The organism is Streptomyces sp. TRM49041, assembly GCF_008271805.1.
Classification (GTDB): Bacteria; Actinomycetota; Actinomycetes; order Streptomycetales; family Streptomycetaceae; genus Streptomyces.
Window position 1 is genome coordinate 15398 of the sequence record NZ_VSRY01000138.1, and the last position, 13289, is coordinate 28686.

Genomic DNA, 13289 nt, shown 5'->3' on the forward strand with positions numbered 1-13289 from the left:
CGGTTTCTCCTCGGTGAGGGTTCTACGAGGGTCTGAGAAGGGTCGTACGGGAAAGTGGCCCCCGCACCCGGTGGCGGGTGCGGGGCCCGGCGGGACGGGGGTCAGTTGCGCCAGGTGTCGTTGAGCGTGACCGTGCCGGAGGACGGGACGGTGGTGACGCGGTTGGCGCCGCTCTCCCAGGTGACGTTTCCGGCCTCGTCCTTGCGGATGTACTTGTATTCGAAGGTCGTGCCCGCAGGGAGTTCCGCGTCCAGCTTCCAGACGGGGTACGCGGCCGGGTCGAGCTTGAGCGCGCTGCCGGTGTTCCAGTTGCCGAGCTCGGACCGGTTGCCGGTGACGTAGATGTTCTCGCCCCAGCGGGTGGTGGCCTCGACGTTGAAGGAGGCGCCGGCGGTGCTGCTGGGCGGCGGCGGGTTGGTGGTGCCGCAGTCCTTGGCACCGACGTGCAGGGCGAGGGCGGTGTCGGCACCGAGGGCGGCGGTGAACCGCCCGGCGGAGTCGACGGTGACGGAGTCGCCGCTCTGCACGTCGCAGTAGGTACCGGCGGCCAGCGAGGTCTGGAAGGACTGGCTGATGGTCCCGCCCTCGTGGTTGATGGCGACGAAGGCCTTGTCACCGCGCCCGAAGGCGATGGCGTTGTTGCCGTTGTCCCACCAGTCCGTGACGCCCTGCCCGCGGGCCACGTTCCGCAGGGCGACCATGGACTTGATCTCGCGCCAGTCGTGCTGGCACTTCCAGCCGTCGGTGTAGCAGGCGTTCACGTGTCCGCCGTTGGGCGGCCCGGCGTCCTTGTCGGACCACTCGTAGCCGGAGTGGACGTCCGGCGACCCGTAGGGCCACGCCAGCATGAACACACTGGCGAGTGTGTACGAGGCCCCGTTCTTGTAGTTGAGGGTGTCGCCGACGCGCTCGGTGTCGTGGTTGTCGACGAAGACACCGGACCGGCCGGAGGACATGAAGCCCCAGCCCTCACCGAAGTTCTGCAGGTGGGCGAGCTTGTCGCCCCCGGCGAAGGCCTGCTTGAGCCCCCGGGCGTACCGGAACTCCTGCACGTCGCCGTTGCCGAGGTACTCGCCCGGGTCGACGGCCTCCCCGGCCCCGTGGATGGCCTCCTGCTTCCAGTAGACGTCGGGGTCGGTCAGCCTGCCCTTGATGGCGGCGAGGTCATCGGCGGGCATGTGCTTGGCCGCGTCGATGCGGAAGCCGTCGACTCCGAGCGACAGCAGGTCGTTCATGTAGGCGGCGATGCGCTGCCGGGGCCAGTCCTCCTGGGTGTCCAGGTCGGCGAGCCCGACGAGCTCGCACTGCTGGACGTTCCAGCGGTCCTGGTAGTTGTTCACCTCGGTGGTGCAGTTGTCGAAGTCGCCGGAGGAGTAGACGCCGGGGTAGTCGTGTTTGGTGTACGACGACCCACCGGTCCCGACACCGTCACCGGCGGCCATGTGGTTGATGACGGTGTCGGCGACGACCTTGACGCCTGCCGCGTGACAGGTGTCGATCATGTTCTTGAAGGCGGTGCGGTCGCCGAGACGTCCGGCGATCCGGTAGCTGACGGGCTGGTACGAGGTCCACCACTGGGAGCCCTGTATGTGCTCCTGGGGCGGCGAGACCTGCACGTAGCCGTACCCGGCGGGCCCGATCGTGTCGGTGCACGCCTTCGCCACCGAGTCGAATTTCCACTCGAACATCACGGCGGTGACGTCCTTGTCGCCGGGCGCGGCGGCCTGGGCCTGACTGGGCGCCGTGACGCCGGCTGCGGCTCCCGCCACAAGGGCGAGCGCGGCGGCCACGGTTCTTCTGGCCATGCTTCCTCCTGGGGAAGGGAGGTGCGGATGCGTGGGGGCAGCCTCGTACGGCAACGCGCCATGCCCGCAAGGCCGGTTGAATCTTCTTGCTGCAAGAAAGCAGCAACAGTTTTCGGACGTGACCGTACGAGCCCGCTCCCGCAAGGTCAACCCCTGCGACACACTCCACTCACTTCCATGTCACACCCCGGAAATCCATGACACTCAGCCAGTGCAAGCTCTTTCGCAAGAGATTGCAGTGATGCTACGTTCAACAAGACTCCGGTCCGGTCGGCCGGGGGTTCCGGCCGGGCGAACCGCCCACCGCCGTGGACTCCACGCGCCCGGACGGCCGGACCGGTCACCGGACGCCGGGCCGGGGCTCGAGGGAGCCCCCGCCGCACCGTCACTCCTCCGCCCGGACGCCCCCGTTCGCGCGCGCGCAAAGATTCCGATTCGACAACCGATGAAACAGTCGGTTGCGAACCCCTCGCCCTCGCGCGCCGCGGAGTCCTAAACTCCGCCCCTCCGGCTCCAGAATCGCCAATGCGCTTGACATATGGCTGGGTCCGGTGTCGCAGAGGAGTGATACATGATCGCGCTGACCGTCCCAGTGATGATCACCTTCGGAGTCTTCTTGATCGCAATGGTCATGATCGGGATCATGGCCCATGGGGAGACGACCACGTTCGAGGAGTTCACGATGGGCGGCCGTCGGCTCACCGCCCCGGTGGCCGCGCTCTCCGCCGGAGCCAGCGACATGTCCGGCTGGCTGTTCCTGGGTCTGCCCGGCGCCGTGTACATGGCCGGGATCGGCGCCACCTGGATCGCCGTCGGCCTGATCATCGGCACTTATCTCAACTGGCGGCTCGTCGCCCCTCGTCTGCGCACCTACACCGAACTGGCCGGCAACTCCGTGACCCTCTCCTCGTACCTGGAGGAACGCTTCGAGGACAGGAGCCGGATGCTCCGGCTCCTGTCGGCCATCGTCACGGTTGTCTTCTTCACCGTCTATGTCGCCAGCGGGCTCATCGCCGGCGGCCTTCTCCTCGACGAGATCTTCGGCGCCGGCTTCAAGTTCGGGCTCACCGTCTTCGCCGTGGTGATCGTTGTCTACACCATCCTCGGCGGCTTCCGGGCCGTGAGCATCACACACTCCATACAGGGCACCCTGATGTTCCTCGCGGCCATCACCCTTTCCGGGATCGCGCTCTGGCAGCTCGGCGGCTTCGGCGCACTGCACGACGCGCTCACCGACAAGACCCCCTCCCTGCTCGACCCGGGAGCCGAGGCGTCCTTCGCCGCCAAGACGTGGACGGCCGGCGAGCCGCTCGGTACCGTCGCGATGATCTCGCTGTTCGCCTGGGGGCTCGGCTACTTCGGCCAGCCCCACATCCTGAGCCGCTTCATGGGTGTCCGCAGCACCCGGGACATACCGGCGGCCCGCCGTCTGGGTGTGGGCTGGGCCGTCGTCGTACTGAGCGGCGCCTCGTTCATCGGACTCGCCGGGATCGCCCTGCTCGACGAGCCGCTCACGAACCCGGAGACGGTCTTCATCGCACTGTCCACACAGCTGGTCAGCCCCTGGGTCGCCGCGGTCCTGCTGCTGGCGGTGCTGGCCGCGATCAAGTCCACGGTGGACAGCCAGCTGCTGGTCTCTGCCACATCCCTCACCGAGGACCTCTACGCGGCGTTCGTCGACCGGAGGGGCTCCGACTCGTCGCTGCTGCTGGTCGGACGTCTGAGTGTGGTGGCCGTGGCACTGGTCGCCTATGTGATCGCGCTGAGCGGCGGCGCCGTTCTCGACATCGCCGCGCACGCCTGGGCGGGATTCGGCGCGGCCTTCGGCCCGGTGATCCTCCTGTCGCTGTACTGGCCGAGGATGACAGCGGCCGGGGCGAAGGCCGGCATGGTGGCCGGTGCGCTCACCGTGTTCCTGTGGGACGAGATCGACCCGCTCCTCGGGCCGCTCCAGACGGGCGTCTACGAGATGGTGCCCGGCGTACTCGTCGCCACCGCGGCGGCACTGCTCTTCGGCAGGTACGTCGGAAGTCCCCCGGAGCGCGCCTGGGTCGGCACGATGGAACACGCCACGGAGGCGTACCACCCGACGGAGCACGGAACGACGGACTACGGCCCGACTGTGGCGGGGCGGTGATCGCCGCGTCGGCGCTACGGAGGCGGGGCCGACGTCGAGCCGCGGACCACCAGCTCCGGCTGGAAGACGAACTCGGTGCGCTGTACCGGGTTTCCGTCGATCTCCTCGAGGAGCGCGTCCACCGCCGCTGTCGCCATCGCCCGGACCGGCTGGCGGACCGTGGTCAGGGGTGGGTCCGTGAAGGGGATGAGGGGAGAGTCGTCGAAGCCCACCACCGAGATGTCGGTCGGGACGTCCAGACCTCTCGCGCGGACCGCGCGGACAGCTCCGAGTGCCATCAGGTCGCTTCCGCACACGATGCCCGTGCAGCCCTGGTCCAGCAGGACGCTCGCCGCCGCGTGGCCGCCCTCCACGCCGAACAGGGTGGGCCGGACGTACTGCTGGGCCTCTTCGCGCGGCAGCCCCAGGAGTCGGTGCAGCGCCGACGCGAAGCCCTCGGCCTTGCGGCGGGCCGGCACGTACCGGGTGGGGCCGATGGCGAGGCCGACGCGCTCGTGACCCAGCTCGACCAGGTGACCGACCGCCATGCGCGCGGCCGCGCGGTCGTCGGGTGAGACGAAGTGCGCGTCGATCCGCTCGTTGAAGCCGTTGATGAGGACGAACGGGACACCGCGGGCGGCCAGTCGCTCGTAGCGGGAGGGGTCGGCGCTCGTGTCCGCGTGCAGGCCCGACAGGAACACGATGCCCGTCACGCCGCGCTCCTCCAGCTGCTCGACCAGCTCGTCCTCGGTGGCGCCGCCCGGCATCTGGGTGCACAGCACCGGCGTGTAGCCGTGGCCGGCCAGGGTCTGCTCGATGACCTGGGCGAACGCCGGGAAGATGGGGTTGGTCAGCTCCGGGATCACCAGCCCCACCAGTCCTGCGCTGCGCTGCTTCAGGCGTACGGGGCGCTCGTAGCCCAGCACGTCGAGCGCGGCCAGCACCCGATGGCGGGTCGGTCCCGCGACACCCGCCTTGCCGTTGAGCACCCGGCTGACCGTGGCCTCGCTGACGCCCGCCTGGGCCGCGATGTCCGCGAGCCGCGGAGCGGCGCCGGCGGTCAGGTCGCCGGCGCCGCCCCGCGGCGGGGGGATGGTCACACCGCCCACCAGACGGTGGTGTCGGCGGGCAGTTCCGCCGTGCCGTCCACGCTCGTCCGGACCTGCTCGTTGGCCAGCAGCATCCGGCCCGGCACCTCTATACGGACCGGCTCCCCGGTGGTGTTGGCCGTGCAGACGAAGCCTTCGCGGCGGAACATCAGCACTCCCTCCGGAGCCTCCAGCCACTCCACCGCCTCACCCGCGCCCAGCCCCGGCTCCTCGCGGCGGACGCGCAGAGCGGCGCGGTACAGCTCCAGGGTGGAGCCGGCCACTCCGGTCTGGGCCTCGACACTCAGGGCGCCCCATGTGGTGGGCTGGGGCAGCCAGCTGCCGCCGGCGCCGAAGCCGTACGACGGGCCCTCCACCGCCCAGGGGATCGGCACGCGGCAGCCGTCCCGGAAGCCGTCCTGGCCGGTGGCGCGGAAGAACGACGGGTCCTGGCGCACCTCGTCCGGCAGGTCGGTGACGTCCGGCAGGCCGAGCTCCTCGCCCTGGTAGACGTACGCGGAGCCGGGCAGGGCCAGCATCAGCAGGGTCGCGGCGCGGGCGCGGCGCAGGCCGAGTTCGCGGTCGCCGGCCTCGCGCAGCTGGGTGCCGAGCCCGGCGGGGTTGGCGAACCGGGTCGCGTGACGGGTCACGTCGTGGTTGGACAGCACCCATGTCGTCGGCGCGCCGACCGGGCGCATCGCCTCCAGCGACGCGTCGATGACCTTGCGCAGCTCCGCCGCGTCCCAGTGCGTGCCCAGGTACTGGAAGTTGAACGCCTGGTGCATCTCGTCGGGGCGGACGTAGTTCGCGGTGCGGTCGACCGTCGGGGTCCACGCCTCGGCGACGAGGACGCGCTCGCCGTCGTACTCCTCCAGGACCTGGCGCCAGCTGCGGTAGATCTCGTGGACGCCGTCCTGGTCGAAGAACGGCATCACGTCGTTGCCGAGGAGCTTCAGCTGCTCGTGGGAGCCGATGTCGGGCAGCCCGGGCGCCTTGACGAGGCCGTGGGCGACATCGACGCGGAAGCCGTCGACGCCCATGTCGAGCCAGAAGCGCAGGATGGAGCGGAACTCGTCGCGTACGGCGGGGTGTTCCCAGTTGAAGTCGGGCTGCTCGGGGGCGAACAGGTGGAGGTACCACTCACCGTCCTCGACACGTGTCCAGGCCGGGCCGCCGAAGATGGACTCCCAGTCGTTCGGAGGGAGTGCGCCGTCCGGGCCCTTGCCGGGGCGGAAGTGATAGCGCTCGCGCAGCGGCGACCCGGGGCCCTCGCGCAGGGCGCGCTGGAACCACTCGTGCTGGTCGGAGGAGTGGTTGGGGACCAGGTCGACGATGATGCGCAGGCCGAGCTCATGGGCCTCGCGGACGAGCGCGTCGGCGTCCAGCAGGTTGCCGAACATGGGGTCGATGGCCCGGTAGTCGGCGACGTCGTAGCCGGCGTCGGCCTGCGGGGAGGCGTAGAAGGGGCTGAGCCAGACGGCGTCGACGCCGAGGTCCCTGAGGTACGGGAGGCGGCTGCGGATGCCCTCGAGGTCGCCCATGCCGTCGCCGTTGCCGTCGGCGAAGCTGCGCGGATAGACCTGGTAGATCACCGCCTCTCTCCACCAGCCGGAGTCCGTGCCGGTGGTCGGGGCGGCGGGGGCGGCGAGGTGCTGGGTCATGTCTTCCCTGGGTGGAGGAGTGGAATGGGGGCGGCGCCGGGTCCGCGCCCGAACGCTGTCGGACCGGACCGGCGCCGCCGTCTTGAGCGCGTGACGCGCGGCGTGCGGGACGGGGCGGGGCGGGAGCTCAGCCCTTGGTGCCGCCCGCGGTGAGGCCGGCGACCAGGTTGCGCTGGACCAGGAGGAACACCAGGCCCGCCGGAACCGTGATGATCACCGCACAGGCGGTCAGATAGCCCCACTCGGCCTTGTGCTGGCCGATGAAGCTCTGCAGGCCGACGGAGAGGGTGAGCATCGAGTCGCTGGACAGGAAGGCGCGGGCGAAGGCGACCTCGCTCCACGCGGTGAGGAAGGAGTAGAACGCCGTGACCGCGAGGCCGGGCTTGGCCAGCGGCAGGATCAGCCGGTAGAAGGTGCCGAACGGGGTGAGCCCGTCGACCCGGCCGGCCTCGTCGATCTCGTGCGGGATGGTGTCGAAGTAGCCCTTCATCATCCACGCGCAGAACGGCACGGACACGGAGCAGTACGTGAGGATCAGGCCCATGTACGAGTCGAGCAGGCCCATGCCGCCGAGGATGTTGTAGAGGGCGACGATCAGCACCGCCACCGGGAACATCTGCGTGACGAGCAGCACCCACATCAGCGACCTGTGGCCGGGGAAGCGCATCCGGGAGATGGCGTAGCCGGTGGAGGCCGCGACGAACACCCCGATGAGCGTGGTGCCGCCCGCGACGACCACCGAGTTGGCGAACCAGCGCGGGAACTCGGTCTCCGCCAGGACGTACGTGTAGTTGCTGATCTCCAGGCCGCCCTCGGCGCTGGTCGGCTTCGTCCAGCCGTCCCGGCCGCGCAGCGAGATGAACATCATGTACACGATGGGGAAGACCGCCACCAGACTGGCGGCGACCAGTGCCGCGTGGAGTCCGGCGGAGGCGAGCGGGGAGCGCTCGTCACGGCCGCGGACCTTGCGCCGCCGGGTACCACGGGTACCACGGGCGCCGGCGGTCGCGGCGGAGTCGCCGGCGCGCGCCGGCACGGAGTTCTTCCGCGGTTCGGTCACCGTGCTCATCGGACGGTCTCCTGACGGTTGAGCAGCCGCCGGTAGAAGACGGCGAAGACGAGGAGCATGGAGAGGATGAGGATGCCGTACGTGGCGGCGCCCGCGTAGTCGCGGACGGAGCCGAACGCCAGCCGGTAGGCGTAGGTCACGAGGATCTCGCTGTGCAGGGCGTTGGCCTCACCGAGCATCAGATAGATGATCGGGAACATGTTGAACGTCCAGATGGTGCCGAGCAGGATCACCGTGGCGCTGACGGGGCGCAGCCCCGGCAGGGTGACGTGGCGGAACCGCTGCCAGGCGTTCGCGCCGTCCATCTCGGCGGCTTCGTACTGCTCGCCGGCGATGGACTGGAGGCCGCCGAGCACGGCGACCATCATGAACGGCACACCGAGCCAGACGTTGACGCCGATGACGGCGACCTTCTGCATGAAGGTGTCGCCGAGCCAGTCGACCGGGCCGAGGCCCAACTGTCCCAGGATGGCGTTGAAGACACCGGACTCGGAGTTGTACATCATGCGCCAGATGTAGGTGGCGACGAAGGCCGGTACCGCCCACGGCAGGATGAGCAGGACGCGGTACAGGGAGCGGCCCCTGACCTTGCGGTTGAGCAGCAGGGCCAGGCCGAGGCCGATCGTGTAGTGGAAGAACACGCAGGACGCGGTCCACACCACGGTCCACGCCAGCTTGGGGTAGAACTCGCCGTCGGCGCCGGACAGCACCCGCCAGTAGTTGTCGAGGCCGACGAACTGGTAGGTGGCGGGGATCTCGGTGGCGCCGAGCTGCTTGGAGACGTTGAGCTCGTTGGCGTCGGTGAACGACAGGTAGATGCCACGGCCCAGGGGGTAGGCGACGAGGACGCCGATGACCAGCACCACCGGCAGCACCATGGCCCAGGCGTACCAGTTCCGGTCGTAGGAGCGCTTCATACGGGTGAGCAGCCCGGCCCGGGCAGGCCGCGCGGCCGTGGCGGGATCTGCGCTGGCTGTCTTCATGGAAGTTCTTTTCCCTCAGTGCGTACGGGTCCGGCCCGGTCCGGCAGCCCTGTCAGGGGGGCTGCCGGACCGGGCCGCGGGGGCTCAGTCGACCGAGTACTCCTTGAGGGAGTTGATGTTGGTCTTCCACTTGTCGGCGGTGGTGTCGAGGCCCTTCTCGACGGTGGTGTTGCCCTTGAGGATCTCGATGTACTGCTTGGTCCACTCGGCGAACATGTCGCTGACGCCGGCGACGGCGGGACGCGCGGTGGAGTCGGCCAGCACGTTCTTGAAGGAGGCGCGGATCGGGTCGGCGACGACCTTGACGGTGTACGCGTCGTCACGGGTCGGCAGGACGCCGGTCTCGGTGGCGGCGAACTCCTGCGACTTGGCGGAGGTCATGAACGCCACGAACTTCTGGGCGGCTTCCTTGTGGGGGGCGTCCGAGCCGTTGTAGACGACCAGGTTGTGGCCGCCGGTGGGCGTGCCGGCCTTGCCACCGGAGCCGGCCGGGACCGGGGCGACACCGAGGTTGTCCTTGTTCTTGAACGCCTTGCCGCTCAGGTCGTCGGCCGTGGACCACGGGCCGTTGATGACCATGGCGACCCTGCCGTCCTTGAAGGCGGCCTGCATGTTGTTGTAGCCGTCGGTGTAGTCCGGCTTGACCGCGACGCCGTCCTTGATCATGTCGACGACGGTCTGGACGGCCTTCTTGCCGGCCTCGTCGTTGACGGTGATCTTCTTGGTCTCGGTGTCGACCATCAGGCCGCCCTCGCCGTACAGGAACGGCAGGGCGAAGTAGCTGTCCGGGTTGAGGTAGATGCCGTCGACGCCGGTCTTGGTCTTGATGCTCTTGGCGGCCGTGGAGAGCTCGGCCCAGGTCGTCGGCGGCTGGACGCCGGCCTTCGCGAAGATCTCCTTGTTGTAGAGGAGCGCGAGGGCGTCGGTGACCTGCGGGACGCCGTACAGCTTGCCGTCGACCTTGGCGCCGTCGACGAGGCCCTGGTTGAAGGAGTCGATCTCCTTGGTGGCGGGCGTGCCGTCGAGCGGGGCGAGGTACTGGTTCTCGGCGAGGCCGGCGGTCCAGCCGACGTCGGCACGGAGGACGTCGGGGGCGTTGCCGGCCTGGGCGGCCGTCTTGTACTTCTGCTCGGCCTCGGCGAACGGGACGTTCTGGTACTTGACCTTGATGTCCTTGTTGGCCGCTTCGAACTGCTCGATCAGCTTCTTGTAGGCCGGGGCCTCGTTCGTGGCATCCGAGGTGTCCCACCAGGTGATGGTCACCGGACCGCCGGTCGCCTTGTCCCCACTGTCGCCGCCGCAGGCCGTCGCCGCGAGGGCCAGGCTCGCGACCAGCGCGGTGGCCGCTATGCCACGCCGCATGTGAACTCCTTCGAACGATCCCGGTTGATGCAGACCGCTCTTTCGCGGGGCGCCGGGGTTGCCAGGAACGTAACAGGGATGAAAACGCGCCGAAAGAGCTTGCGGCAAATTTCTGCAAGGCCGGGGGATCGTTACATCCACGTGTCCCTACAGTTGCCGCCGCATCGCTTGACACACCAGGCACAAGGCGCCCTCGCACCCACCCGTGCGCCCCTCTGCCGGGCCTTGCGGGGCACCTGAAGGCTCTGCAAGCCTTTTCACAACGCCTTGCAGGAGGTGTTGAATCCGGACCGAGAGGCACCCGCGCACATGGCCCACGAGCTGACCTCGCCCGTACCGGCGCCGCAGGGACGACGCCCCGCCCCACCAGCCCGTCCCGGGTGGTGGCGGGACGCCGTCATCTATCAGGTGTACATCCGTTCCTTCGCCGACAGCGACGGTGACGGCATCGGCGATCTGCGCGGGGCCCGGGAACGGCTGTCGCATCTGACGCGGCTGGGCGCGGACGCGGTGTGGCTGACCCCGTTCTATGCCTCGCCGCAGGCCGACGGCGGCTACGACGTCGCCGACTACCGCGCGGTCGACCCGGTCTTCGGGGACCTGCCGGACGCGGACGACCTCGTCCGCACCGCGCACGAACTGGGCCTGCGGGTGATCATCGACATCGTCCCCAACCACACCTCCGACCGGCACCCCTGGTTCCAGGAGGCGCTCGCGGGCACCGGCCGTGACCGGTACCACTTCCGCCCCGGCAGGGGCCCGGACGGCGCGCTGCCGCCCAACGACTGGGAGTCCGTCTTCGGCGGCCCCGCCTGGACGAGGGTCGCCGACGGCCAGTGGTACCTGCACCTTTTCGCGCCCGAGCAGCCCGACCTCAACTGGGAGAACGACGCGGTGCGGGCCGAGTTCGAGTCCGTGCTGCGGTTCTGGCTGGACCTGGGCGTCGACGGGTTCCGGATCGATGTGGCGCACGGCATGGTCAAGGCCGCCGGGCTGCCCGACATCGGCCGTCCCGAGCAGGTCCGGCTGATCGGCTCCCAGCAGCTGCCGTTCTTCGACCAGGACGGCGTCCACGAGATCCACCGCGGCTGGCGGCGGCTCCTCGACACGTACTCCCCCAGGCTCTCCGAGCAGGGGGCACTCCCAAGTCAGCGCATCGCGGTCGCCGAGGCGTGGGCGCCGTCCCCGGAGCGGCTCGCCCTCTATGTACGCCCCGACGAACTGCACCAGGCGTTCAACTTCCAGTACCTCCAGTGCCCCTGGGAGGCCCGGGCACTGCACAGGGTGATCGACGAGTCGCTCAGGGCGACCACATCGGTGGGCGCGCCCACCACCTGGGTGCTCTCCAACCACGACGTCGTCCGGCACACCACGCGCTACGGCAGCCTGCGCAGGGCCAGGGCGGCGGCGCTGCTCATGCTGGCGCTGCCGGGCTCCGCCTATCTGTACCAGGGCGAGGAGCTGGGGCTGCCCGAGGTGACGGAACTCCCCGACGAGGTGCGCCAGGACCCGGCGTTCCACCGCGGCGAGGGCCAGGACGGGCTGAGGGACGGCTGCCGGGTGCCGATCCCGTGGGCCGAGGAGGGCCCCTCGTACGGGTTCGGCCCAGGCGACAGCTGGCTGCCGCAGCCCGCGGGGTGGGGCCGGCTGTCCGTCGAGGCCCAGACCGGCGACCCTGCGTCGACCCTGGAGCTCTACCGCACGGCCCTGGACCTGCGCCGTGCGCACCCGGCGCTCGGCGCGGGCGGCCTCGTCGACTGGCTGCCCGCACCGGAGGGCGTGCTGGCCTTCCGCCGCCGCGGGGAGGACGGCGCCGGCCTGGTGTGCGTCACCAACACCACGGACCGCCCGGTCGAGATCCACCGCCCCGGCGGCCGGGACGGCCGGGTGCTGCTGTCCAGCGTGGCGGGGGCGGCGGTCGGGCAGGGTGGGCCCGACAACCCGGGAGCGGCCGCCTCCGACGCTTCCGGTGGCGGCGGGGACAGCCGTCCGGGCGGCGCCCGGGAGGGCACGGCGAGCGCACCCGCGCTCGCGGTGCTCCCCGCCGACTCCTGCACGTGGTGGGCAATCTGACGTGCGCCCGGTAAGGTCGCACCACATGACCGCGCGGCTTGCCGACATCGCAGCCCAGGCGGGGGTCAGCGAAGCCACAGTCAGCCGCGTGCTCAACGGCAAGCCCGGCGTGGCCGCGGCCACCCGTCAGTCCGTCCTTGCCGCGCTGGACGTGCTCGGTTACGAGCGTCCCGTACGGCTGCGGCAGCGCAGCGCCGGTCTCGTCGGGCTCATCACCCCCGAGCTGGACAACCCCATCTTCCCGGCGCTGGCCCAGGTCATCGGCCAGGGCCTGACGCGCCAGGGCTACACGCCCGTCCTCGCCACCCAGACCCCGGGCGGATCCACCGAGGACGAGCTGACCGAGATGCTCGTCGAACGCGGCGTCTCCGGAATCATCTTCGTGTCCGGTCTGCACGCCGACACCACCGCCGACACCCAGCGCTACGACCAGCTGCGCGGCAAGGGTGTCCCGTTCGTCCTGATCAACGGCTTCTCGCCGCACATCCAGGCGCCGTTCGTCTCCCCCGACGACCGGGCCGCGATGAGGCTCGCCGTCACCCACCTCGCATCCCTCGGGCACACCCGTATCGGTCTCGCCGTCGGCCCGAAGCGGTTCGTTCCCGTCCTGCGCAAGATAGAGGGCTTCCGGATCGGTATGCGGGAGCGGCTCGGGCTCTCCCCCGAGGAGGCCGAGAAGCTGATCCAGCACTCCCTGTACACGCTCGAAGGCGGACAGGCAGCGGCGGCCGCCCTCATCCAGCGCGGCTGTACGGCGATCGTCTGCGCCAGCGACATGATGGCGCTCGGCGCCATCCGCGCGGCCCGCCAGCAGGGGCTGCACGTACCCCGGGACATCTCCGTCGTCGGCTTCGACGACTCCCCGCTCATAGCCTTCACGGACCCGCCGCTGACCACCATCCGTCAGCCTGTGCAGGCGATGGGGCAGGCGGCGGTGCGGGCACTGCTCGAGGAGATCGGCGGTACGCCCGCCCCCCACAGCGAGTTCGTCTTCATGCCGGAACTGGTCGTTCGCGGTTCAACAGCCTCGGGGCCCCAGGGGCAGAGGTCCTCCGAAAGGTGGACCGATGGCGGAGAGAATCCGTTTGAAGGATGATCGACCTGAAGGACCTTTCTGGCAGACTCATCGCTC

At 69.9% G+C, this 13289-nt stretch carries 9 protein-coding genes; 3 read left to right on the plus strand and 6 right to left on the minus strand.

The annotated features are described in order from the left end of the window. Positions 1–101: 101 nt before the first annotated feature. The gene (locus FVS66_RS16970; protein WP_149182019.1) at positions 102–1805 is read right to left on the minus strand and encodes a carbohydrate-binding module family 20 domain-containing protein; all 1704 of its coding nucleotides are present in this window, start codon (positions 1803–1805) and stop codon (positions 102–104) included. Positions 1806–2376: 571 nt separating this feature from the next. On the opposite strand from FVS66_RS16970, the gene putP reads away from it, so the two are divergent. Continuing rightward, entirely contained in the window at positions 2377–3942 is a 1566-nt protein-coding gene (putP, locus tag FVS66_RS16975; protein ID WP_149182020.1) for a sodium/proline symporter PutP, read from the plus strand. 14 nt (positions 3943–3956) lie between these two features. On the opposite strand, the gene FVS66_RS16980 is transcribed toward putP, so the two are convergent. The 5 genes from FVS66_RS16980 to FVS66_RS17000 all read right to left on the minus strand — a co-directional run bounded on the left by FVS66_RS16980 (position 3957) and on the right by FVS66_RS17000 (position 10084). Beyond that, entirely contained in the window at positions 3957–5030 is a 1074-nt protein-coding gene (locus FVS66_RS16980; RefSeq protein ID WP_399225714.1) for a LacI family DNA-binding transcriptional regulator, read from the minus strand. After that, complete coding sequence (locus tag FVS66_RS16985; protein WP_149182021.1) at positions 5018–6670, minus strand: alpha-amylase family glycosyl hydrolase; 1653 nt, start codon at positions 6668–6670, stop codon at positions 5018–5020. Before FVS66_RS16985 ends, FVS66_RS16980 begins: the two co-directional genes overlap by 13 nt. Positions 6671–6797: 127 nt before the next feature. Continuing rightward, positions 6798–7739, minus strand: a complete 942-nt coding sequence (locus FVS66_RS16990) for a carbohydrate ABC transporter permease (protein ID WP_149182022.1) — start codon at positions 7737–7739, stop codon at positions 6798–6800. Then, positions 7736–8722, minus strand: coding sequence for a carbohydrate ABC transporter permease (locus FVS66_RS16995; protein WP_149182023.1), 987 nt, complete (start codon positions 8720–8722; stop codon positions 7736–7738). Before FVS66_RS16995 ends, FVS66_RS16990 begins: the two co-directional genes overlap by 4 nt. Before the next feature lie 84 nt (positions 8723–8806). Next, positions 8807–10084, minus strand: a complete 1278-nt coding sequence (locus FVS66_RS17000) for an extracellular solute-binding protein (protein WP_149182024.1) — start codon at positions 10082–10084, stop codon at positions 8807–8809. Positions 10085–10393: 309 nt separating this feature from the next. Here FVS66_RS17000 and FVS66_RS17005 point away from each other — a divergent pair, with 309 nt between their 5' ends. Further along, positions 10394–12157 (plus strand): glycoside hydrolase family 13 protein, encoded by a 1764-nt coding sequence (locus FVS66_RS17005; RefSeq protein WP_149182025.1) that lies wholly within the window; start codon positions 10394–10396, stop codon positions 12155–12157. Between the two features lie 25 nt (positions 12158–12182). After that, entirely contained in the window at positions 12183–13253 is a 1071-nt protein-coding gene (locus FVS66_RS17010) for a LacI family DNA-binding transcriptional regulator (protein ID WP_149182026.1), read from the plus strand. The last annotated feature ends 36 nt before the right edge of the window (positions 13254–13289 follow it).

Coding starts and splice junctions, on each gene's coding strand:
- FVS66_RS17005 (WP_149182025.1), top strand. CDS start 10,394: ATGGCCCACGAGCTGACCTCGCCCGTACCGGCGCCGCAGGGACGACGC.
- FVS66_RS16970 (WP_149182019.1), bottom strand. CDS start 1,805: ATGGCCAGAAGAACCGTGGCCGCCGCGCTCGCCCTTGTGGCGGGAGCC.
- putP (WP_149182020.1), top strand. CDS start 2,377: ATGATCGCGCTGACCGTCCCAGTGATGATCACCTTCGGAGTCTTCTTG.
- FVS66_RS17000 (WP_149182024.1), bottom strand. CDS start 10,084: ATGCGGCGTGGCATAGCGGCCACCGCGCTGGTCGCGAGCCTGGCCCTC.
- FVS66_RS16985 (WP_149182021.1), bottom strand. CDS start 6,670: ATGACCCAGCACCTCGCCGCCCCCGCCGCCCCGACCACCGGCACGGAC.
- FVS66_RS16990 (WP_149182022.1), bottom strand. CDS start 7,739: ATGAGCACGGTGACCGAACCGCGGAAGAACTCCGTGCCGGCGCGCGCC.
- FVS66_RS17010 (WP_149182026.1), top strand. CDS start 12,183: ATGACCGCGCGGCTTGCCGACATCGCAGCCCAGGCGGGGGTCAGCGAA.
- FVS66_RS16995 (WP_149182023.1), bottom strand. CDS start 8,722: ATGAAGACAGCCAGCGCAGATCCCGCCACGGCCGCGCGGCCTGCCCGG.